This is a genomic window from Pseudomonas palmensis, assembly GCF_049942755.1.
GTDB classification, from domain to species: domain Bacteria; phylum Pseudomonadota; class Gammaproteobacteria; order Pseudomonadales; family Pseudomonadaceae; genus Aquipseudomonas; species Aquipseudomonas palmensis.
In genome coordinates this window covers 4,846,615-4,867,680 of the sequence record NZ_CP187958.1, presented here as the reverse complement: position 1 = coordinate 4,867,680, position 21,066 = coordinate 4,846,615, and the positions used below count along the sequence as shown (strand labels likewise).

At 62.1% G+C, this 21,066-nt stretch carries 16 protein-coding genes; 5 read left to right on the top strand and 11 right to left on the bottom strand.

Annotated elements, in window-relative coordinates; all coding sequences use genetic code 11:
• Positions 1 to 81: 81 nt before the first annotated feature.
• On the bottom strand, positions 82 to 1,308 hold the full coding sequence (locus ACPRTJ_RS22450; RefSeq protein WP_043859956.1) for an MFS transporter: 1,227 nt from the start codon (positions 1,306 to 1,308) through the stop codon (positions 82 to 84).
• Positions 1,309 to 1,660: 352 nt separating this feature from the next.
• On the opposite strand from ACPRTJ_RS22450, the gene ACPRTJ_RS22445 reads away from it, so the two are divergent.
• Positions 1,661 to 1,909 (top strand): hypothetical protein, encoded by a 249-nt coding sequence (locus ACPRTJ_RS22445; RefSeq protein WP_231390615.1) that lies wholly within the window; start codon positions 1,661 to 1,663, stop codon positions 1,907 to 1,909.
• A 59-nt stretch (positions 1,910 to 1,968) separates the two neighbouring features.
• Here the strand turns inward: ACPRTJ_RS22445 and ACPRTJ_RS22440 are convergent, their stop codons facing one another.
• The 10 genes from ACPRTJ_RS22440 to ACPRTJ_RS22395 form a co-directional block, all read right to left on the bottom strand.
• Positions 1,969 to 2,538, bottom strand: coding sequence for a DJ-1/PfpI family protein (locus ACPRTJ_RS22440; RefSeq protein WP_078480301.1), 570 nt, complete (start codon positions 2,536 to 2,538; stop codon positions 1,969 to 1,971).
• 86 nt (positions 2,539 to 2,624) lie between these two features.
• On the bottom strand, positions 2,625 to 3,959 hold the full coding sequence (locus tag ACPRTJ_RS22435) for a di-heme oxidoredictase family protein (RefSeq protein ID WP_426427314.1): 1,335 nt from the start codon (positions 3,957 to 3,959) through the stop codon (positions 2,625 to 2,627).
• Positions 3,956 to 5,257, bottom strand: a complete 1,302-nt coding sequence (locus tag ACPRTJ_RS22430; RefSeq protein WP_426427313.1) for an ABC transporter substrate-binding protein — start codon at positions 5,255 to 5,257, stop codon at positions 3,956 to 3,958. The genes ACPRTJ_RS22435 and ACPRTJ_RS22430 overlap by 4 nt, the downstream gene beginning before the upstream one ends.
• Positions 5,244 to 7,286, bottom strand: coding sequence for a TonB-dependent receptor plug domain-containing protein (locus ACPRTJ_RS22425; protein WP_426427312.1), 2,043 nt, complete (start codon positions 7,284 to 7,286; stop codon positions 5,244 to 5,246). Before ACPRTJ_RS22425 ends, ACPRTJ_RS22430 begins: the two co-directional genes overlap by 14 nt.
• Before the next feature lie 318 nt (positions 7,287 to 7,604).
• The gene (locus ACPRTJ_RS22420; RefSeq protein WP_426427311.1) at positions 7,605 to 8,120 is read right to left on the bottom strand and encodes an Imm15 family immunity protein; all 516 of its coding nucleotides are present in this window, start codon (positions 8,118 to 8,120) and stop codon (positions 7,605 to 7,607) included.
• Positions 8,121 to 8,305: 185 nt separating this feature from the next.
• Positions 8,306 to 8,731: a hypothetical protein gene (locus ACPRTJ_RS22415; protein ID WP_426427310.1), complete on the bottom strand. Its 426-nt coding sequence runs from the start codon at positions 8,729 to 8,731 to the stop codon at positions 8,306 to 8,308.
• Between the two features lie 5 nt (positions 8,732 to 8,736).
• Positions 8,737 to 13,383, bottom strand: coding sequence for an RHS repeat-associated core domain-containing protein (locus tag ACPRTJ_RS22410; protein WP_426427309.1), 4,647 nt, complete (start codon positions 13,381 to 13,383; stop codon positions 8,737 to 8,739).
• A gap of 117 nt (positions 13,384 to 13,500) precedes the next feature.
• Positions 13,501 to 13,689 carry a hypothetical protein gene (locus ACPRTJ_RS22405; RefSeq protein WP_275726974.1) on the bottom strand — a complete coding sequence of 63 codons (189 nt, stop codon included), beginning with the start codon at positions 13,687 to 13,689 and terminating at the stop codon, positions 13,501 to 13,503.
• Positions 13,690 to 13,726: 37 nt separating this feature from the next.
• Positions 13,727 to 14,305, bottom strand: coding sequence for a hypothetical protein (locus ACPRTJ_RS22400; RefSeq protein WP_426427308.1), 579 nt, complete (start codon positions 14,303 to 14,305; stop codon positions 13,727 to 13,729).
• Between the two features lie 304 nt (positions 14,306 to 14,609).
• Positions 14,610 to 15,185 carry a hypothetical protein gene (locus tag ACPRTJ_RS22395; protein ID WP_426427307.1) on the bottom strand — a complete coding sequence of 192 codons (576 nt, stop codon included), beginning with the start codon at positions 15,183 to 15,185 and terminating at the stop codon, positions 14,610 to 14,612.
• A gap of 460 nt (positions 15,186 to 15,645) precedes the next feature.
• Here ACPRTJ_RS22395 and ACPRTJ_RS22390 point away from each other — a divergent pair, with 460 nt between their 5' ends.
• The 4 genes from ACPRTJ_RS22390 to ACPRTJ_RS22375 all read left to right on the top strand — a co-directional run bounded on the left by ACPRTJ_RS22390 (position 15,646) and on the right by ACPRTJ_RS22375 (position 20,172).
• Entirely contained in the window at positions 15,646 to 15,951 is a 306-nt protein-coding gene (locus ACPRTJ_RS22390; protein ID WP_078480112.1) for a DUF6124 family protein, read from the top strand.
• Between the two features lie 165 nt (positions 15,952 to 16,116).
• A complete protein-coding gene (locus ACPRTJ_RS22385) occupies positions 16,117 to 16,632 on the top strand; it encodes a sigma-70 family RNA polymerase sigma factor (protein WP_426427306.1) in 516 nt (171 codons plus the stop codon).
• The gene (locus ACPRTJ_RS22380) at positions 16,629 to 17,609 is read left to right on the top strand and encodes a FecR domain-containing protein (RefSeq protein ID WP_286899318.1); all 981 of its coding nucleotides are present in this window, start codon (positions 16,629 to 16,631) and stop codon (positions 17,607 to 17,609) included. The genes ACPRTJ_RS22385 and ACPRTJ_RS22380 overlap by 4 nt, the downstream gene beginning before the upstream one ends.
• A gap of 97 nt (positions 17,610 to 17,706) precedes the next feature.
• Positions 17,707 to 20,172 (top strand): TonB-dependent siderophore receptor, encoded by a 2,466-nt coding sequence (locus ACPRTJ_RS22375; protein WP_196932408.1) that lies wholly within the window; start codon positions 17,707 to 17,709, stop codon positions 20,170 to 20,172.
• The last annotated feature ends 894 nt before the right edge of the window (positions 20,173 to 21,066 follow it).

Here is a 21,066-nt window from a genome sequence, read left to right as displayed (position 1 = left end):
TGGGTGCTATCGAATCTCAGCGATCTGCAAGGCCGCACACGCGGCCCCATCAAGATTGACGTCAGCCCATACGCCGGGCTGCTAGCAAGGCTGAACCGCCATTCGGTTACTGACCTTGCGCCCCAGCACCAGCACCGTGACAAACCCGCAGCCCACCAGTGCCGTGGCCAGGCTCAGCAGCACCGAGCTGCCCATCTGGTCGACGATGCGCCCGCCAAAGAACGACCCCAGCGCAATGATCACCTGAAACAAAGCCACGAACAGCGGCATGCCGCGCTCGACATCCTTGGGCGCTACCACGAACATCCAGATACTGGCGCAGGCCGGAAAGGCACCGAAGGCAAAGCCCCACAGCGCGATCAGCATCACCGCACCGGTCATGCCGGTGGCGAAGTAAGGGAACAGCGCCGTGCTGACGGCAATCATCAGCGCCACCAGCATCAGCGTGTAACGCACGCTGCGGTTGGCGGCAAACCCGGCGAAGACATTCCCCAGCACCCCGGCCACGCCATACAGCAACAGCAGCGAGCCAATGGTCGGCCCATCGAAGCCGGCGCTTTGCTTGAAAAACGGTGCCACGTAGGTGTACGCGGCAAAGTGCGCCAGGCCGATCAGCAACACCGCAATCAGGCCGACCCGGGCTTGCGGATTGATGAACAGTGCCGGCAGGTCACTGATGCGAATGGCCTTGTCGGGGTTGAGCCGCGGCAGCAGGAACACCTGGGCCAGCAGCACCGGTACACCCACCAGCGCGGTCACCAGGAAGGTCATGCGCCAGCCCATCAGGCCACTGAGCCAGGTGCCGACGGGCACGCCCAGCACGGTGGCCAGGGTCACACCCACCATGATGATCGAGGTGGCCTGGGCTACCCCCACACCCTTGGGGGCCAGGCGGCCGCTGAGGGCGATGGCCGTGGCCCAGAACCCGCCGATGCTCACCCCCAGCAGCACACGGCCGAACAGCAGCAGGCTGAAGTCGGTGGCGTAGGCCACCACCGCATTGGCGATGATCATGATCAGGGTCAGGCCGATCAGCAGGTAGCGCCGGTCCATCGCGCCGATGCCCACCGACAGCAAGGGCGCGGCGAGTGCGGCCATGATGCCGGGCAGCGTCACCATCAGGCCGGCATGACCGGCACTGATGCCCAGGTCGCTGGCGACATCGTTGAGTACGCCCACCGGCAGAAATTCGCTGGTCACCAGGGCAAAGGCGCCCACCGCGACCGAGAGAATCGCTAGCCACTGCTGTTTGACGCTCTGTTGATTGTGTTCGGGAAGGCCGCTAGGGGCCTGGCTTGCGCTTGGCATGGTGCTGGGTTCCATGGGGGAAATGACGCCTTGAGCAGGCGCGGGAAGCGGGGAAAAATCGAAGGCGATTATACAAGCGGGTTTTGCCGCGCCGACAGGCGGGCCCTTTGATAGTAATCATCAGCGCTATCGATGAAAGGCCCGTAGTAGAGCAACTGCTGCAGGCCCATGCAAGCTTGGCCAGCTTGCCGGGCATGCCAAGCCCCGGTACCTGACGCAACATCCGCCAAGGCCCTGCCCAGCGCCTCAAATAATTTGAACCGCCTCTGGGCGAACTCGCCTAATGATCAGCATGTGGATGATCCCACAGGCAACGTGCCAATACCGGCAAGCGCTATCAGAGGTGGTCAACGTGGCTAAGGACGAGAAGAAAAGCAAAGACGGGTCTTCAAAAGCCAGCAAGGATTTGAAAGACAAGAAGTCATCATCGGCAAAGAAATCAGCTGCGGCATCGGCTCTTTCCAAAGCCTCTGAAAAGAAAGAAAAGAAAGACAAGAAAAAAGATGCCGAACCCAAGAAATCTGCAAAAAAATCGGACAGCAAGCCCGAGAAGGCCAAGAAGTCGGACAAGGCAGATAAACCTGCGAAAAAGAAAAAGTGACTGCTGCTGTTGGCTAGGGCTTCATGCCCTAGCCTTCTCATGCTGAATTACGCTGCGGGTCAACCGTGTTCCGCTGCCAGCATTGCCCTGAACTGAGTGACAGCCTCTGCAGACAGCCCGGCGCCTTCGAACACGGCGCAGGTGAAGCTGACGGGCGCAGGGCCTGGGGCAGTAATGATGCGGTCTGCAATCACCGCAACCGGGCTGTTTCTATAGTGTGCTTGCCCTTCATACCCTGCGGCGTTCTGTTGCAGGAAGCCCGCGCTGTTCGAGGTATGCGCAACCGTGTTCAGAAGCCCGGCCCTCGCAAGCGCCAGTGTTCCCCCGCAGATACCGGCAATGGTCGCCCCACTTGCACGGCTTGCCCGAAGAAAGCCCGAAATATCCGGTGCCTGTTCGCCTTCCCAGGCCGTGCCGCCAATAACGACTACAACGTCCGGCTTCCAATCAAGGCAGTCCTGCAGCGTGCTGTCGACCCTTGCAGCCAGCCCGCCCTGCGAGCTTAGCTGCCCGGCAACTGGGGTGAAAAATCGGGTGTCTATTCCATAAAACGGGGATGCGGTCCCGGCAATAAAGGCATATTCCCAGTCCGCAAAACCGGGTGTCAGTATCAAACCTATCCGTGCCATCAGTCAGAACTCTCCCTATTTCGCGAGACCATAAAGGGGCAGCCCGCAGATTTCAAGGATCGCTTTCGTTGCGCAGGCACAGGCCCCTACAACGATTCAAGAAACGCCCGAATCGCCGCCCGTTCCTTCGCCCCCAGCGTTACATAGCGCTGCCGGGCCAATTGCGCTTCACCGCCATGCCACACGATGGCTTCCTCCAGCGTGCGCGCTCGGCCGTCGTGCAGGTAGCCACTGCCGGGGTTGATCCGCTCACCCAACCCAAGCCCCCACAGCGCAGGGGTGCGCCACTCGCGGCCGTTGGCGAGAAAGTCCTCACGGCCATCGGCCAACCCCTCGCCCATGTCGTGCAACAACAAATCGGTGTACGGCGCGATCCGTTGCTGGCTCAGCGCCGGGTACAGCGGGTGTGTGCCCGTGACCAGTTCAGGCCGGTGACAGGCCGTGCAGCCAATCGCGGCAAACAGTTTTTCACCCTGCACAACCGCAGGCTCGGCCTGCTGCCGGCGCGCAGGCACGGCCAGGTGGGCAAGGTAGAAATGCAGGTCACCAAGCTGCATCGCGTCCAGCTCCGGCTCGCCGCCGTGGGGCGCCTGCGCGCAGGCCTGTTGGGCAGGGGTGCAGTTCTGCTCAGGTGCCAGGGTGGAGGTGATGCCCAGGTCGCCCAGCATGGCGTGGGCGATCTGTTGGCGCAGGTCGGGCTGGTTGGCCTTGAGGCCAAAGCGGCCCGCCTCGGCACGCTGTCGCTCCACACTCCATACCTGATTGACGCGCCCGGTCACGCCTTCGGGCTTGGCTTCAGCCGCCATGGACTGCAGCGTGCTGGCCTCGATGGCCTCCAGCAAACCGAGGCCGAATACCGGCGAGCCCACCCGCGCCGAGGTCAACACCCCGTCCAGTGGCCCATAGGCCAGCTCGCGCAGTTCGACACGCGGCATGCGCAGCATCACGGTTTCGCCATCGCCCAGCTGCACCGCGTGCTCCTGCCAGTACACATGGGCCCGCCCTTCCCCCGGCACGCCGGGCACACCTTGGTCGTTGAGCTGGTCGCCATACACAGGATGAGGCTTCGGCCCGCCGTGGGCATCGCGGCCCGGCACGGACAGGCGCAGCAACAGGCTGCGCATCGCCTCCCCCTGCTGCGGCGCCTGGCCACGACCGTTCTTGGGGTGGCAGGCGATGCACGACACCCGGTTGTACAACGGCCCGAGCCCATCCACCGCTTCATCGCGAGACGGTGCGACCACCCACGCCTGCCGGAACAGGCTGCGCCCTCGAAAGAAACGCTCCAACTGGCCTTCGTCCAGCCCGGCGAAGGGCTGGGCATAGGCTTCACGGTTGACCGCAGTGTGGGTGACATCGGCGCTGGCGAGCGCGCTCACCAGCAAACCGATCGACAGCCCGGCGATGCGCACAACGGTCACTGACCCAGCCCCTCCAGCAACCACGCCGCCTCTGCCCGCTGCAGCGCGGCCTGGAACTGCCAGGTGATCTCGGTGCGGCCCAGTGCATCCTGGTCGGTTGCCGGCTCGTGGGCCATGCCCTTGTCCTGACGTGCCGCGAACAGGCCCAGCAACGGCTTGGCCTCGGCTTGCCCGGCAGTCAGTGGCGGCGCGGTCAACAGCTGACGTATGGCGGCTACGTCATGCCCCGCCGCTTCGGCCGCGTGCAGCCGCGTCCAGAGTTCGTTCAGCGCCTCGTGGGGCAGGCCCAGCCATTGGGTGAACAGCGAACTGATCAGCGCCAGGCGTTCGCGCGAGCTGCCGTTGCCGTAGTCATAGGCGCCGTGCCCTGCGGCAACGAACGGGTCGTGGTACTGCGCGGGCAGCTGCGCATACACGCTCGGGCGCACCGGCAGCTTGCGAATGTCGGCATCGGCCAGCAGCGCCTGCCCGGCGTCGGACAACACGTACCGTGCGAACGCCCGGGCACCGGCCGGCGCCTGGGTGCTTGCGGTAATGGCGATGAATGCCGGGTTGAGCCCGCCGTGGGCCGGGTACACGAAGTCTACCGGCTCGCCATTGGCCTTGGCCGAGGCGACGAAGAAGTCGATCGACAAGCCAACCGCTGCCCGCCCGCTGGTGACCTCGTCACTCACCAGCGTGCCGCCGCGCGTGACCAGCCGCGCCTGCCCGGCCAGCTCGCTCCACAGGGCCCAGCCGCGCTCCCAGCCATAGGCGCGCAGCACGATATCCAGCAGCACCGGGGCAAACCCGACGCGGCCCGGGTCGGGCAGCGCCACCCGCCCGCGCAACCGGGCGTCGAGCAGGTCGGGCCAGTCCTTGGGCGTGGGCACGCCCAGCTCGGCGAGCGACGCGGCGTTGATGGCAAAGCCGTAACCTGCCAGCTCAGTCGCCTGGTACAGGTTTTTTTGATCACGCAACGCCAGGCCGCCGATCTGCGCCGGCAGGCCCTCCAGGCTGATACCCAGCGGCTGCCAACTGCCCGCCTTCGCCAGCCGGGTGAAGTTGCCCGGCGACGGCGCCCAGTACACATCCACCCCGCCCTGTCTGGCTTGCAGCAGGTACGGCAAGGCATCGAAGCCCTGGCGCCAGAGGACCTGCAGGCGATACTCCGGGTGGGCCTGGGCGAAGCCATCCTCCACCCGCGTCATCACCTCCTCGGGGTAGCTGGTCATCACCACCACGCTTTGCGGGGCCGCGCTCAGCAGGCCGCTGAACGCCAGCAGCAGGCCCGCCAGCCAGCAGTTACAGCGGCACATTGAATTGCACGAAGTATTGACGGCCCATTTCCGGGTAGCCCTCGCTGTACTCGTACAGACGGTCGAACAGGTTGCGCACGCCGCCCTCGATCAGCACGTCGTTGCTGAAGCGGTAGCCGGTCTTGAGGTTGTACACCGCGTAGCCCGGTGCCATCTGGGTGGCGTCGGAGGTGTTGTAGCGACGCGAGGCCGCCTCCACGCTGGCGGTGTGCTTCCAGGCGTCGAGGTTCCACGAGGCCGAGCCAAACAGGCTGTGGCGCGGGGTGTCGGTGGGGTGCAGGTCGCGGTCGCTGCGGTTCTCGCGGTCGAGGAAGGTGTAGTTGGCTGCCAGCTCCCACTCGCCCAGGTCGCCGTTGATGCCCAGCTCCACCCCCTGGTTGCGCGCCTTGGCGATGTTCTGGAACTGGCCGCAGGGCGCGGCGCAGTTGTCCTGCGCGGGCACAGTGACCTTCTGGATGGAGTCTTCGATATTGGCCACGAACAGCGCCGCGTCCAGCTGCCATTGCGGGGCAACCTGGCCGCTGTAGCCGAACTCGTAGTGCGTGGCGCGTTCGGACTTCAGGTCCGGGCTGGGGATGACCGTACCGAAGCGGGTCGAGTAGCGGTCCTTGATGGTCGCAAAGCGGCTTTTGCGCGCCACGGTGAGGCGCAGTTGGCCGTTGTCATCGGTGCCCAGCAGCGGGTTGGTGTTGGCGAACAGGCCGAGCTGCGCGTTGACCGCGTCGTTGCTGCCGGTGGGTTCGTCGTACAGCACGGCCTGCTTGGGCGAGCTGGCGGTGGTGCCGTAGTTTTCGGCATCCAGGCTCTTGCGGTAGTTGTAGGAAACGCCGCCCACCACGCTGAAAATCTCGTTCAGGCGCAGGGTGTCTTCCAGGGCAATCGACTGGGTCTGGTCGCGAAAGTGGGTTTGCGGGCTGTCGCCATCGCGGGAGCGGTGCACGTCATCCTTGAAGTGGTAGGCGATGCCCAGGCGGTTGTTCTCGGTCATGGCCAGGTCGCCTTCCACCGAGAAGCCGGTGCTCTCGTCGTCGTACTTGCTCGGGAAGCCCTTCTGCAGGTTACCCACCACGCCGTTGCGGTAGGCGAAGCTTTCCAGCGAGTTCTTGAAGGTGTCGTGGTACACGCGGGTTTTCAGAAAGTGCTCGCCAAAGCCGGTTTTGGTGGCGATGAACACACTGGTGTTGTCCGAGCGCGGCCACTCCCACCAGCGTGCGCGCTGGCCGGTCGGCGGCAGCTTGCCGGCATAGGTGGGCTGGCCCTTGCTGCCCTCCTGCTGAACGTAGCCGAGCACGTATTCATCGGTTTCGTTGGGGGTGAAGCCCAGCTTGAAGCTGAACTTGGTGTCGCGGTGGTCGCTGTTCTCGCGCCGGCCGGTGCCTTGCTGGTTGTTGGTGGGTTTGAAGTCGTCGGGCAGCAGGGTGTAGTCGTAATCCACATACGACACCCCGCCCTGCATCCACCAGGCGCCCTGGTTGGAACCCACGTTGGCGTAGGTGCGGTAGGCGTTCACGTTGCCGTGGTCGGTCAGCTCCAGCCCCCCGCCCACTTCGCCTTCGAATTCCTGCACCGGGCGCCGGGTAACCAGGTTGATCGCCCCGCCCAGGGTGTTGGGGCCGTACAGCAGCGAGGCAAAGCCCTTGTCCACCTGGATGCGCGACAGGTCGTAGGTGGTGAAGCGGCCCAGGTCGATGTTGCCGTCGTAGGGCACGTAGGTGGGGATGCCGTCGATATACACCGGCACCTGCAGGCGATCGAAGCCGCGCACGAACACCACTTGCTCGGCGCGACCGCCGATATAGCCCAGGTTGACGCCGGGGGCCAGGGTGAGCGCGCTGGCGACGGTTTCGCGGTCGTGCAGGCGGATGTCCTTCAGGTCGATGACCGAGCCGCCGGTGGACAGGGTTTCGTCCTGGGGCGCGGAGATCTGGATTTCGCCGAGGGTGAAGGTGTTTTTCTGCTCCGCGAGGGCGGATTCAGCGCCCAGGGCTGCGACGGCAACCATCAGGGCGTGCGGTGTTAGCGGCTTCATTGCTGCTCCTGTGTCGGCCTTGACGTAGGCGGCGCCCGGGCGACGTTGTGTATTATTTTATATAGCGACCGACGGTTTTTCTGGTCACGACCTCCCCAGGAGGTGATCAGCCGGTGGTTGCTTTAGGGGGAAAGCGGGATGGCGCAGGGCCAAACGGCAGGAATGCTAGCGTTGTTCACAGGACGTTACAACGCTGTACAAAAAAATATATAGCGAATTGACCAACCCAGAAGCGGGGCTTCTAGCGGCTTTGCGCTCGACGGCAAGGTGTCAGCGGAGTGCCGGCAAGCGCATCGAACCCCCTACCCTCCAGGCGCGCTACATCGTCTGTCGAGGGATGGCATAAATACGTACAAGTTCCTCGTTGCAGGCGTGGTCAAAGAACCTGCTCTCTAGAAAAACGAAGCTCTCAACGAAGCCGCAGGTCGTGAACAGCTGCTTGACCTTGGTCATTTCCATTGAGTCCGTTTCAGGTTGATTCTTGATAAGCGTTTGGCGAAGTGCGCCGGCTGCAGTACTTGGGTATATGAAGAGTTGGGGCACCAACGTGGAGCCACCGCTGGCATCGAAGCGTGTGAAGGTGATGGCAGTCAGCTCTAACTGCCTTTGATTGCTGCGGGCGAGTGCACGTACGGTATTCAATACGAAAACAGCAAGCCCCAATAGAAAATCCGAGATGTCTTTTTTCTCGAGTTTCCTTTGTAATTTTTTTAATCTGCTGTCCCGTGAAATGATGGGGAATTCTTCAAAATCGTCGAACGCGCCCGCCATGGAACGCAGATCATTGTAGGCTTCTTTTTTTATTATCTTTGCGTACAACCCATGTAACTTCATCTATTTGAATCTCAGCATACGTATTTTTAATGTAAAACACCGGGGCGCGGCATTGCATATTCAATCCACGCGAACAACTAATCGGGCTCTGCCCACTAAATCGCCCTACCACGGATCATAGTACCGATACCGGTTGTAATGCAGCCTGGTCTCACCGTCGTAACCAACGGAAACTGCCACACGTTCTATTTAGTGTTGATTGAGGATTTGATTTTTTTCCTAGAAGCCTCCACGTCCCCAAAAACCGGATCGACAATAGAAATTCCTTCTTCAGCAAGGAACCTATCGACTTCACGATCAATAACCCCTAAAAAAACACGATAACTAGCTTCGGCAAAAAAACGACCCTGATAAAAAATAGAAAGCCTTTCTCCTTTAATCTTAAATAATAACGCAAAAGATGAATCAACTCCGATAAATTCAAAAGATTTTGTGCTTTTCAATTTCACCAAGCCATCAATTAAGGAGGTAATTGACAAATATATCATCATCCGAAGTCTTGAATCATCCTTGGAGTCTATACCTTGATCGCCAGAGGAAAGCCTCATATCCCCCAAGTCAAATCCTTCTGGCTCACCGCCCTCTTCGGATCTCGAAATGTAGAACTCCATAACTATTAGCCTCCTCTAACAGGGAAAACCGTAATTGTCCTATTTCCATCATGAGAGTCGAATACACCTCGAACCCGGTCGGTGCGACCATTTATTTTTATGCGCTTCTCATAGATTTGCATTCTGCTACTAGGATCAGAAACTCTATTACCCTTTTTCACAAGACACTCACATGCCGTCTGAATTTGTTCTTGCGTTGTCCCCTCAGGAAACAGGTCGCCATGGCCCCCTGGATGGGTGCCACTCACATGCCGCTCATCAATATGTTGCCAGCCTTCTTTTCGATTGCCAGGATCAATACGAGGTTTAGCTACTTTTCGCCCCGCCAAACCCAATGGATCAACGCAATCCGTCGGATTTAGTGCGTATTGGTACAGGTTCAACCCACCCGAATAACTAATCGGGTCCTTGCTAACAAACCGCCCCACCCCCGGATCATAGTACCGATACCGGTTGTAGTGCAGCCCAGTCTCCCGGTCGTGATACTGCCCCTGAAACCGTATTGGGTTACTTAGCCCAACCTGCCTTGCCCAGCCCGAGCGCTCCTCACGCACCTCCCCCCACGCCTTGTACTGCCCCGCCCACGCCATCTCGCCATTGTGGTCGGTCAGCTCCATTGGCGTGCCCAGGTGATCGCACTGGTACCACGCAATCGCATCAAACGCCTGCGGCGGCATGTGCGTTTGCCACAACGGGTCCTGGTCGAAGTCGTAACTGCGCTGGCTCCAGTCCGGCTGCTTGTGCAGCCGCACCGGCCCCCTGCGCAGGGCCTGGGCCACCGGCACAAAGCTGCCCGGCTCATACAGGTAATGCACCGTACGGCCCGTATCGCCTTCATCACGCGGCGGGGAGCTTTCCCACGCCAGTGTGTCGCCGTCCCAGCCAAACAGCGTGAAGCCACAGTCCAGCTCACGCTGGCGCTTGGCCCGTTCAAGTTGATTCCAGCCCGTGCCGGCCTGCGGCTTGTTCGAGTAATGCGCAACCGAGTGTTTGTGCAGTCGCCGGCCGAGGGCGTCATAGCTGTACTCGACCTTGAGCTTGTCGTCGCTGTAGCTCTGCAGCCGGTCGAACAGGTCCCAGGCGAACTGCGCACGCACGCCGTTGTGCAGCCGTTCGGCGAGGTTGCCACGCTCGTCATAGCTGTAGTGCGTACCGGCGTATTCGCGCAGCAGGTTGTCCATCAACCTGTTGCGTTTCGGGGCCAAGTCCAGCGGGCGGTTGAGCTGCTGCGTCTTCTCGTCCAGCAGGTTACCGGCCGGGTCAAACGCGAATGTCTCCACCCCCAGGCGACTGGTGGCCTGCAACAGGCGACCGACAGGGTCGTACTGGTAGTCCAACTGACCACGTCGGCTGTCGTGAATGTCGGTGAGTTGCCCGGCGCCATCGTACTGGTACTGACGCTTGAGCAACGTGGACTTGCCGTCGTGGCTGCCTAGCAGTTGCTCCTGCAGCCGTCCGGCCGGGTCCCAGGCCTGGGTCTGCATCAGCTTGTTGCCCTGATGGCGCGCCACTTCACGGTGCAGGTCATCGCGCTCGTAGCTGAGCATGTCGTGCTGGTCGAGCTTCATGCCCAGCAGGTGGCCGCTGCCGTAGGTCAGCCAACTGACCGTGTGGCCATCGGGGCGCACGGTCGCGATGCGCTGGTTGAGCACGTCGTACTCGTGCGTCCACACCGCCACCACCGGCTGCTGCAACCCCAGGTAATGCTGATGCTCGCGGGTCAGATTGCCCGCCTCGTCATGGAACCACTGCAACTGGCTTGCCGCGTTGATCGCCTGGATCAGCCTGCCGTTGCCGTCATAGGCAAAGCGCTCGGTCTGGGACTGATCGCCCAGCCTGGCGGTACGCTCGGCCAGCCGCCCCATGGGGTCGAAACGCAGGTCGATGCGGCGCTGGCCGACCTGGGTCGAGGTCAGGCGACCGCTGTACGGGTCGTATTGATAACGGGTGGTCAGGCCATCGAAGCCGGTCTCCTGCAACAGGCGACCGACCGGGTCGTACACGAAGCTCGCCTGGCTGGTGTTTTCGTTTTCCAGGCCGATCAGCCGGCCCAGTTTGTCCCAGCGGTAGCGCAGGGTGTGCTCGTTGGCGTCGACGCGCTCGGCCAGAAGCCCGGCGCCGGAATAGGTCCAGGTGGTGCAGCGGTCGAGCGCGTCGAGGTACGCCAGCAGACGGCCTTCGGCATCACGCTCGAAGCGCTCTTCGGTGTTGTCGGGGTGGGTGACCCTGGACAGTTGCCCGGCCTTGTACTCATAGGCGGTCGAGTTGCCCGCTGCGTCGGCGAACTGCACCAGCTGGCTGAAGTCGTTGTAGGCCCACTGGCTGGTCTTGCCGGAGCAGTCGACGTACTCGAGCAGTTGCCCGGCGTCGTTGTAGGCCAGCGCCTTCTGGTTGCCGTTGGCGTCCTTGATCGCACTTACCAGGCCGCTTGGGGTGTAGGCAAATTCGGTCTTGTTGCCCAGCGGGTCGACCGTCTCTACCAGGTTGCCGCGCTCGTCGTAGTCGCGCAGCCAAAGGCCACCCTCGGCATCGCGGATCTTAATCAGCTGGTCATGGTCGTCGTAGGCGTAGTGCAGCGTGCTGTGGTCGGGACGGATGTGCTGCAGCAGGTTGCTACGCTCATCAAAGCTGTAGCGGTCCTGGCTACCGTCGGGGTGCACGTGGCGGATGATGTTCTTGCGTGCATCACGGAACAGCCATTGCTCGCGGCCATCGGGATGTACGACGCGGTAGGTATAGCCAAGGGCGTCGTAGTAGTACCAGGTTTCCTGGCCGTGGGCGTCGGTGACGTAGGTCAGGCGGATGTTCGGGTCCCACGCCAGACGGGTCTCGAAGCTGCCGTCATCCGCCCATTCATGAATCGCCTTGGCGTGCGGGCCTGTGCCATCCCATTCGAGGTTGAGGCCACGGTCGGTGCGGTCGGTGTAACGGGTGATCAGATGATGCTGGTACTCATAGTGCCAGGCGGCACCGTTTTCATCCTGAGCCGTCACCAGGTCACCCGCGCCGTCGTAGTGATAGGCGCACAGTTGGCGCAGCGGCTTGCCATCGACCACCTGCCACACACCCTGGATATGCCCCTGCTCATCCAGCAGGGTGCCCAGTTGCAGGTGCACCTTGCTCAGGTCGTCGTCCTGGTAGGTGTTGATATCGGACAGCACCGGCTGGCCGTTGTGGCGATGCTCGTAATGCAGCATGGCACCGGCACCGCTGCGCAGGCGAATGTGGGTCAGGTAAAAGCGCTCGCCGACCTGGGCATAGGTTTCGAACCGCTCCTGGCCCCGCACCAGGGTCAGCTGATGTGCACTGGTGCGCTTGAGGGTCAGGTACTCGATGGGGTCGTGGTGCCAGGTGTCGACCTCAAGCCACGGGAAGTCGTGGCTGCGTCCATCGCTGTCATGCAGCACCAGCCCCTTGTCGACCACATCGATGCAGGTGGTGAACTCGGTGATCCAGCGTGCGCCTATGGTGCCGCTATCCAGCGCGTCGAGCCGCGAGTTGTAGACCCGGGCCCAATCCACCGGGAACGGGCCGGACAACGCGAAGTCCTGATGAACGACGGTCTCGTCGCCGAGCACATGGCCGATGCTGTGGCCGGTACAGGGACAGATACCATTCTTGTCGGTATTGGGGGCCTTTTTGGCCCTGACCTGGCGGCTGACCACCTCGGTCGGGCCTTCACTGTGGATGTGCCGCGCCTGCTGGGTGACCCCGGGGCGAATGCTGGTGGCAACGCCGCGCCTGGCGGGGTGTGCCAGCACGGTTTCCAGCAGGCGGCTCAGCAGCCAGGCAATGCTGTTTTGCATGCCAGGGGCGCCCAGGGCTTCGAGGCGATCCGGCACCGACGCAGCCAACCCGTCGAGTGTGTGCACCAGCGGGCGCATCAGGCTTTCCAGCGCCTCGCCGAAGTGGCTGGCGACATGGTTGTAGGCCGCCTTGAGGTTGCCCTCGGAGGCATTGGCCAAGGCCGACAGCGCCAGGCGCCAGGCGTCAGTGCTCAGCAGCGAGTCGTACAGCGCCGCCTGGGTCATCTGGGTGCGTGACAACTGGTGGCTGGCTGCGGCGTCGAGCTGGCCCCGGGCAGCGGCTTCTATGGCCCTGGCCAGCGTGGTGAACAACAGGCGCGCGGTGTCGGCGGCCTCGCCGAGCATGGCCGGCAACTGGGCCAGCGCCTCGCGTACGTAGTGTTCCAGGGCGCCGCGGATGTTGGCATGCAGGTGGCCGTCGATGATCTCCAGGATCACCGCGCCGATGTTCGCCCCCGGGCGACGGCGCAGGGTCTGGCGGGTCAATTGCAGCACCGGGCGCAGCACCATGCGCGCCTTGGCCAGGCCTGGGGGAAACGGCACTACGCCGATCAGGTTGATGCCCAGGCTGACCCAGTCGAGCGGGTCGGGGGACGGGCTTTCCAGCAGCGTGAGGATGTCGATCAGTACATCCACACCGGCCAGGGCATTACAGACCACCGGCACATTTTCGCCGGCCTGGCGCAGCAGTTGCAGGTTCACCAGGCCGTAGGTGGCCTCGCGCAGCCAGTGGTCGACAGAGACGGCGGCAGCGCCGAGGTCTTCACTGAGCAGGGTTTCGAGTGGGGCAATCGCAATCTGGATCTCACGCTCGCTGGGCGTGGACGCTGTGGGGGAAGCAGACATCGGGGATAGCCTTCCTAGGCAGGGGCGAAGCGCCCTGGGTGGTCCATGAAGGCAAAAGGGTACGAGGGCAAGGAATTCTCAGATATGGAGAAACTTCCTGGAGTTGTGTGGGATGTGTCACATAAAGATGTAGATGCCACGAAAATACACCGGCACCGGCAGGCGGTCGAAGCCGCGCACGAACACTACCTGCTTGGCGCGACCGCCGATGTAGTCATCTACTTCCCATTGACTTGCGTTGCCTACCTCCAATGTTTGGAACTTATGTGGCAACTGCTGACAGCTCGAGAACGCATTTATCGTCACTTCAGTTTTCTACAAAACCAAGCTCCTCATTGCGCGGCTAGGTGCGGTTCCGATCTGACACCACGTCCACATACCAGTGGCTTCCGTTGGGGACCTCCAACGTCACAGGCACATTGGGCAACAGTGGCCTCATTGTATAATGAGGCTTGAAGGGGGCTTTCTTCGTAGAATTGTCTGAGTTGAGCCATTCCATAATGACAACGTCGGTAGAGTCCAGCTCAATCAGATAGAACTTAAAATCTGAATTATTTGTTAATTTGAATCGAAGAGTTTCTGGCCCTTCAGGCGGCACAGTTAAGGAGTCGGCGGTCGTCGCTATAAACCTTCCGCCGAAGTAGAGATTGAAGTCATAAATGGTTTGGGGCGATGTTAATGGGGATTTTGTACCCGTGGTGGGGTCGTTGACTTTTTTGTAGTGGAAATAATTGATCTTACCCTCCATTTCATTTTGGAGGTGCACGTTGAAGTATGTTGCACTCATGATCGATGCTCCCAGGATAGCCACGCGGCTTTGTGTTCCTAGATAGCTTGCTACGTCATTTTGCTTGTCACAACTGTCAACTTTGCCAGTTGCATCGAGCGGATCCAGCCTTGCTGCCTGAGCAATAATGCACAAGCATCCGGCTCCCGCTTCATGGGGGGTGCGCATACAGGTGTAGAGCGTGTAGAAGCCCCGCGCCCAACCCGCTAACCTTGCAAGCTCGCAGGCAATCCAGCGAACGGGCCTCGCGCACTGCTACTGCGCCACCCGAACATCAGATGGCAGCTCCACTCAAAAAGGGAGGGTGTTGCAACGGCAATCACCCTCCTCTGTTCAACGCATGCACTACTTAAAAATGCTGACGACGCGAGAGCTGAACTAGGGTCACTTGAGTTCTGTACAGCACCCAAGCTCCCCGTTGCGCTGCCAGGGGAAAAGGTCAGTCTTCGTTTTTTGCTTCGCTCACCGCCCATACGCTTCCTTCGATTACCGCCACACTAGTTGACCTTCCTGGACGTAGCAGCCATGCGTACCATTTAGAGGGGTCGCCACGGCGAGGTTCGTAGTCGATCCAGCGCCGTAGTACCCCCCCTGGAAACTGCTTCGGTCCTGTATTCACCCCCCCAACCGTTTTGTTGTATCTATCGATTATTGACTCGCGCTGAGATTGAACGTCTTTGTCACTTTCGTCCCCCGGAATGTCCTCCAGCGCGGCTATTACCCAGTCGGGATAAGGGGGCTCACCGTATACGCGGAGCAACCCGACAGGAAAACCTGAATTATTTGTAAATCTGAATCGAAGAAGTTTTGGATCTTCAAGCTGCGTTTGGTAGGACTCGGCGGTCGTCGCTATAAACTTTCCGCCGGGGTAGAGATTGAAGTCATAAGTAGTTTGGGGCGATGTTAATGCGGATTTTGTACCCGAGGCGGGGTCGCCGAACTTTTGGTAGTGGAAATAATTGATCTTACCCTCCATTTCGTTTTGGAGTTGTACGCTGAAGGATGTTGCACTCATGATCGATGCTCCCAGGAAAGGCACTCGGCTATGTGCTCCTGGATAGCTTGCTACGTCATTTTGCTTGTCACAACTGTCAACTTTGCCAGTTGCATCGAGCGGATCCAGCCTTGCTGCCTTAGCAATAATGCACAAGCATCCGGCTCCCGCTTCAGGGGGGGGGCGCATACCGCTGTAGAACGTCTTGAATCCCCACCCCAACCCCGCTAATCTTGCGACGTCGCTGTCAATCCAGCGACCGGGCGTCGCGGCCCGCTAATGCAAAAGGCGCTACAGCGCCCCACCACTACAAATTGCAGGCGCTTTTTTTGTGCCTGCTTTCTGTGTAATGGCGGCTGTGCGTGGGAGACCTTCGGGTCTGCCGAGTTCCTTTTGCCTCGGTCCGCGAACCCGCGTACAGCTGCCACCCCATTCGCGTCGCGGCGAACGGTGGCAGCTCCACTGCAGAAGGAGCTCCACAATGAGTAAAATCGTTCCCGATCCGCCAGCTACTCCCCGCCGCAAACCCACCTACACCGCCTTCGGCTGTTGCAACGGCAATCACCCGCCCCTGTTTTCAGTCTGCGAAGGCATCGAGCTGGAAGACGCCCTGGTTCACCTATCGCTCCAGATCCAATGCGCCAAGGACACCACCGCCCAAGCCTGCGAACGCGCCGACGAGCAGTTCAAGACGCTGCTGATCGCCGCACAGCAATCGCTGGAAATGAGCACCGTACTGATCGACACCGTGCTGGACGGCATGGAAGCAAACGCGGCACCCGAGTAACGACGCAACACACGGGCCGCACACGCGGCCTACCGAGCTCGCTCCGCCCACCAAAACCCCACCTGCCCCCCCACATCACGCACTCTCCCCTTGCTGTCCACGGCCCACTGGCACTAGGATGCGACAAATTCTCAAATGCACCTGGCTATCATGCTGAGGTTTTCCGTGTCGTCGCCATCCACTTCCCCCACCCCTCACTCCGATGTTCGTGCGCTGTACATCAACCATCACGCCTGGTTGCTGGGCTGGTTGCGCAAGCGCATGCGCCACGGCGACCACGCGGCGGACCTGGCCCATGACATCTTCGTGCACATCCTCGGCAAGCCGGAGCAGCTGCAGCAGTTGCGTCAGCCGCGTGCCTGGTTGAGCACCGTGGCCCACGGGCTGCTGGTGGATCGCGTGCGCCGCCAGCGGGTCGAGCGGGCGTATCTGGAGGCCATCGCACACCTGCCCGAAGCCGAGGTGCCGTCGCCCGAGTCGCAGCTGATACTGCTGGAAACCCTGACCCGTGTGGACGCCCTGCTCAACGGCCTGCCGCCCAAGGTGCGCATGGCCTTTCTGCTGTCGCGCCTGGAGGGCCTGAGCTACAAGGAGATCGCCGAGCGCCTGGCGGTAAGCCTGAGTTCGGTGGAGAAGTACATGGCCAGCGCCATTCGCCATTGCTACCTAGCCCAGCGATGAGCCGCCCGCCATTGCCCGAACTGCCCGACAACGTGCTGGACCAGGCCATCGGCTGGCTGGTGCGCATCGAGTCCGACGGCGCCAACCCGCAACTGCTGGAGGCCTGCCAACGCTGGCGTCAGGCGCACGCGCTGCATGAGGTGGCCTGGCAAGCGCTGCAGAAAAGCGATGCCACCTTCCAGGGCCTGGCCGCACTGCCCGGCTCGGTGGCGCGGGACACGCTGCAACGCCTGCAAGGCGGTCGTCACAGCCGACGCCAGGCGCTCAAGCTGCTGGGCGTGGGGCTGCTGGCCAGCGGCGTTACCGGCTGGTCGATGCGTGACAGCACGCTGGTGCCCTGGGGCGCGGACTACGCCACCGAGGTGGGCGAGCGCCGTCAGTTCGTGCTGGATGACGGCACCCGCCTGCAACTGAACACAGCCAGTGCAGTGGACGTGCAGTTCACCGCCCAGCGCCGGTTGATCGTGCTACGGCGCGGCGAAATCTTTATCGACACCGGCAAGGACGCCGCCACGGCGGGCGGGCGTCGCAGCTTCTGGGTCAGCACGCGGCATGCACAGTTGCAGGCCATCGGTACGGCCTTTGCGGTGCGTGATGAAGCCAGCGGCACGCGGTTGCGGGTCGAGGATGGGGTGGTGGCGATTCAGGGCAAGGGCCAGCCGGTGATGGTTGCCGCCGGGGAGCAATACCTGATCGATGCAATCGGCAGCCAGCGGGTCGAAACCAGCACCCTCGACGCCAGCGCCTGGGCGCGCGGGCAACTGGTGGCCAAGCGCATGCAACTGCGCGAGCTGACCGCAGAACTGGCGCGCTATCGCCACGGCTGGCTGCGCTGCGACCCGGCCATTGCGCACCTGGAGGTGTCGGGCGTGTTCCAGCTCGATGACATCGACCAGGCCCTCAGCGCCCTGAGCGATTCGCTGCCGGTGCGGGTGGAACGCTTTACCCCGTTATGGACCCGTATCGTCGCCCGGTAAGGCTGATGAGAAGAAATCTCAAAAACTTTTACGGGTTTTGCCACCCTCTTCGACAGACAGGCAATACACCTCGTCATTCGAAAGGAGCACGCCGTCCATGTCTTCTGCTTTTATCCCCACCCGGCCTTTGCAGCGCAGCGTGCTGGCACTGACCCTGCGCAGTATGTTGCTGGCCGGTGCCACCAGCGTGTCGCTGGCCAGTGCGGCCGCGCAGGCCGCCGAGGCAAGCAGCCGCCACTACGAGCTGGCGGCAGGCCCGCTGGAAGAGTCGCTCAACAGCTTTGCCCAGGTGGCCGGCATCAGCCTGCCGTTCGACCCGGCGCTGGTGCAGGGCAAGCGCGCCCCGGCACTGCGTGGGGACTATGCCGTGCAGGATGGCCTCGAACGCCTGCTGGCCGGCAGCGGCCTCACGGTTACCCGCACCGCCAGCGGCAATTACCTGCTGATTGCCCGTAGCCAAAGCGCAGATGCCCTGGAACTGGGCGCCACCACCATCAGCGGCCTGGGCCTGGGCTCGACCACCGAGCACAGCGGTTCGTACACCACCGGCGCCATGCAGACCGCCACCAAGCTGCCGCTGTCGCTGCGCGAAACACCGCAGTCGGTCACGGTGATTACCCGCCAGCGCATGGACGACCAGGGCATGCGCAGCCTCGACGACGTGGTGCAGGCCACGCCCGGGCTGCGCCTGTCGGCCGCGCGCCCGGCCAACAGCGAGTTCTTCGCCCGCGGCTTCCCCATCACCAACCTGATGTTCGACGGCCTGCCCACCACCTACAACGCCGACTGGGTGGCCACCGCCGACCTGGCCCCCTATGACCGCGTCGAAGTGGTGCGCGGCGCCACCGGCATGATGCAAGGGGCCGGCAACCCGTCGGCCGCCATCAACATGGTGCGCAAGCGCCCTACCCAGGCGTTCCAGGCCAGCGTGACCGGCAGCGCCGGCAGCTGGGACAACTACCGCAGCGAGCTGGATGTGTCCGGCCCGCTGAACGACAGCGCCAGCGTGCGTGGCCGCATCGTCGGCGCGTACAACGACAAGGGCAGCTATCAGGATTACGCCGGGCGCGAGCGCGGGGTGTTCTACGGCATCAGCGAGTTCGACCTCACCGACAGCACCACCCTGACCGTGGGCGCGTCCGACCAGAACGACAATAACAACATCAACTGGGGCGGCCTGCCGGTGAACCCCGATGGCAGCCACATGGGCTTTTCTCGCTCCAAGACCTTCGGCTACAGCTGGTCGCACCAGGACGTCGAGAACAAGACCGTGTTCGTCGAGCTCGACCAGCGCTTCGACAACGACTGGCGCCTTCACCTGGGCGCGTCGAAAAACTGGTCCGAATTCAAGATGATGGGCGGCGTGCTGGAGCGCAACAACGACGCCACCTACCGCCAGCGCATCTTCAACCAGAACCGCGACTTCGATCAGTCCACCTACGATGTCTACGCCACAGGCCCGTTCACACTGCTGGGGCGCGAGCATGAACTGGTGGTCGGCGCCAGCAAGCGCCAGCTCAAGACCGAAGCCACCGGCGGCACGGTGTTCGTCGATGTGCCGGACATCAACCGCTTCAACCCGGGTGGCCTTGCCAGACCGAACGTGCCGGACATCTACTCCATCGACGACAAGGTCGATCAGGAAGGCCTCTACCTCACCTCGCGCTGGAACCTGGCCGACCCGCTGAAGGTGATACTCGGTGCACGCCTGGACTGGTACGACGCCACGGCCATCTATGACCAGATCAACGACCAGTACTACACCTCGGGCAAGACCAAGGTGGTGCGCAACGTCACCCGTTATGCCGGGGTTATCTACGACCTGGACGACAACCATTCGGTGTATGCCAGCTACACCGATATCTTTCAGCCGCAGACCGAGAAGGACGGCCAAGGCAAAGGCATCGAGCCTATTACCGGTGAAAACTACGAAGTGGGTATCAAGGGTGAGTACTTTGGCGGCGCGCTGAATGCCAGTGCTTCGCTGTTCCAGATCGACCAGCTCAACCGCGCGGCCGAGGTGGCGGATGCAAGCCTGTGCAAGGTCATCCCGGTGGGTAGCTACGGGTGCTATGAAGCGGCCGGCAAGGTGCGCAGCCAGGGCATCGAGTTCGAGATCAATGGTGCGCTGACGCCCAACTGGCAAGTGGGCGCCGGCTATACGTTCGCCCAGGCCAAGTACGAGAAGGATGCCGACAAGGCCAAGGAAGGCCGGCTGTTCGACACCGACCTGCCGCGTCATATGTTCAAGGCCAGTACCACGTACCAGTTGCAGGGTGATCTGAAGCAGTGGCGTGTGGGGGCCAACCTCTATAGCCAGAGCGCGACCTTCAACAAGGGCAGCAATGTGTTCGGCAACTACCATGTCGAGCAGGAGGCGTATGCGCTGGTCGGGTTGATGGCGGGTTACCAGGTCAACAAGCACCTGGACACGCAGTTGAACATCAACAACGTGTTCGACAAGAAGTACTACCAGGGCATCGCCAGCAACTCCACGTGGAGCCCATATGACGTGTTTGGCGACCCGCGCAACTTGATGGTTACGGCGAAGTACAGCTTCTGATGATGCGCCGGGGTCAGCGTGATTGCCGGCGTATGCAGATTGACTGATGCACCGTGCATTCAGGCGTTGCGACCGCTTCGCGCTCGATTCGCGGGTCAAGCCCGCTCCCACGCCCTGCGGGCAGAAGCGGATTATGCATGGCTCGATGATCTGTTTCGGGCCGCCAGGCCGTGGGAGCGGGCCTTGCCCCGCGATCTGGTGCGCAGCGCCAGCAAAACCTGCACATGCAGTTCGCCTGATACACCGCGCACTCAGGCGTTGCGACCGCGTTGCGCTCGTTCGCCGGCAACGCCGGCTCCTACGCCCTTCGGGCAGATGCTGCCTCTGGCCGCCAGGGCGTAGGAGCGGGCCTTGCCCCGCGATCTGGCGCGCAGCGCCAGCAAAACCTGCACATGCGGTTCGCCTGGCACACCGCGCACTCAGGCCTTGCGACCGCTTCGCGCTCGTTCGCCGGCAACGCCGGCTCCTACGCCCTGCGGGCAGACTCCGCCTCTGGCCGCCAGGCCGTAGGAGCGGGCCTTGCCCCGCGATCTGGTGCGTAGCGCCAGCAAAACCTGCACATGCGGTCTGCCTGATACACCGCGCACTCAGGCGTTTCGACCGCTTTGCGCTCGTTCGCCGGCAACGCCGGCTCCTACGGCCTGCGGGCAGACTCCGCCTCTGGCCGCCAGGCCGTAGGAGCGGGCCTTGACCCGCGATCTGGTGCATAGCGCCAGCAAAACCTGCACGTGCGGTTTGCCTGACACACCGCGCACTCAGGCGTTGCGACCGCTTCGCGCTCGTTCGCCGGCAACGCCGGCTCCTACGCCCTTCGGGCAGACTTCGCCTCTGGCCGCCAGGCCGTAGGAGCGGGCCTTGACCCGCGATCTGGTGCGCAGCACCAGCAAAACCTGT

Coding starts and splice junctions, on each gene's coding strand:
- ACPRTJ_RS22375 (WP_196932408.1), top strand. CDS start 17,707: ATGTCTTCTGCTTTTATCCCCACCCGGCCTTTGCAGCGCAGCGTGCTG.
- ACPRTJ_RS22395 (WP_426427307.1), bottom strand. CDS start 15,185: ATGAGTGCAACATCCTTCAGCGTACAACTCCAAAACGAAATGGAGGGT.
- ACPRTJ_RS22390 (WP_078480112.1), top strand. CDS start 15,646: ATGAGTAAAATCGTTCCCGATCCGCCAGCTACTCCCCGCCGCAAACCC.
- ACPRTJ_RS22415 (WP_426427310.1), bottom strand. CDS start 8,731: ATGGAGTTCTACATTTCGAGATCCGAAGAGGGCGGTGAGCCAGAAGGA.
- ACPRTJ_RS22410 (WP_426427309.1), bottom strand. CDS start 13,383: ATGTCTGCTTCCCCCACAGCGTCCACGCCCAGCGAGCGTGAGATCCAG.
- ACPRTJ_RS22450 (WP_043859956.1), bottom strand. CDS start 1,308: ATGCCAAGCGCAAGCCAGGCCCCTAGCGGCCTTCCCGAACACAATCAA.
- ACPRTJ_RS22420 (WP_426427311.1), bottom strand. CDS start 8,120: ATGAAGTTACATGGGTTGTACGCAAAGATAATAAAAAAAGAAGCCTAC.
- ACPRTJ_RS22440 (WP_078480301.1), bottom strand. CDS start 2,538: ATGGCACGGATAGGTTTGATACTGACACCCGGTTTTGCGGACTGGGAA.
- ACPRTJ_RS22430 (WP_426427313.1), bottom strand. CDS start 5,257: ATGTGCCGCTGTAACTGCTGGCTGGCGGGCCTGCTGCTGGCGTTCAGC.
- ACPRTJ_RS22425 (WP_426427312.1), bottom strand. CDS start 7,286: ATGAAGCCGCTAACACCGCACGCCCTGATGGTTGCCGTCGCAGCCCTG.
- ACPRTJ_RS22380 (WP_286899318.1), top strand. CDS start 16,629: ATGAGCCGCCCGCCATTGCCCGAACTGCCCGACAACGTGCTGGACCAG.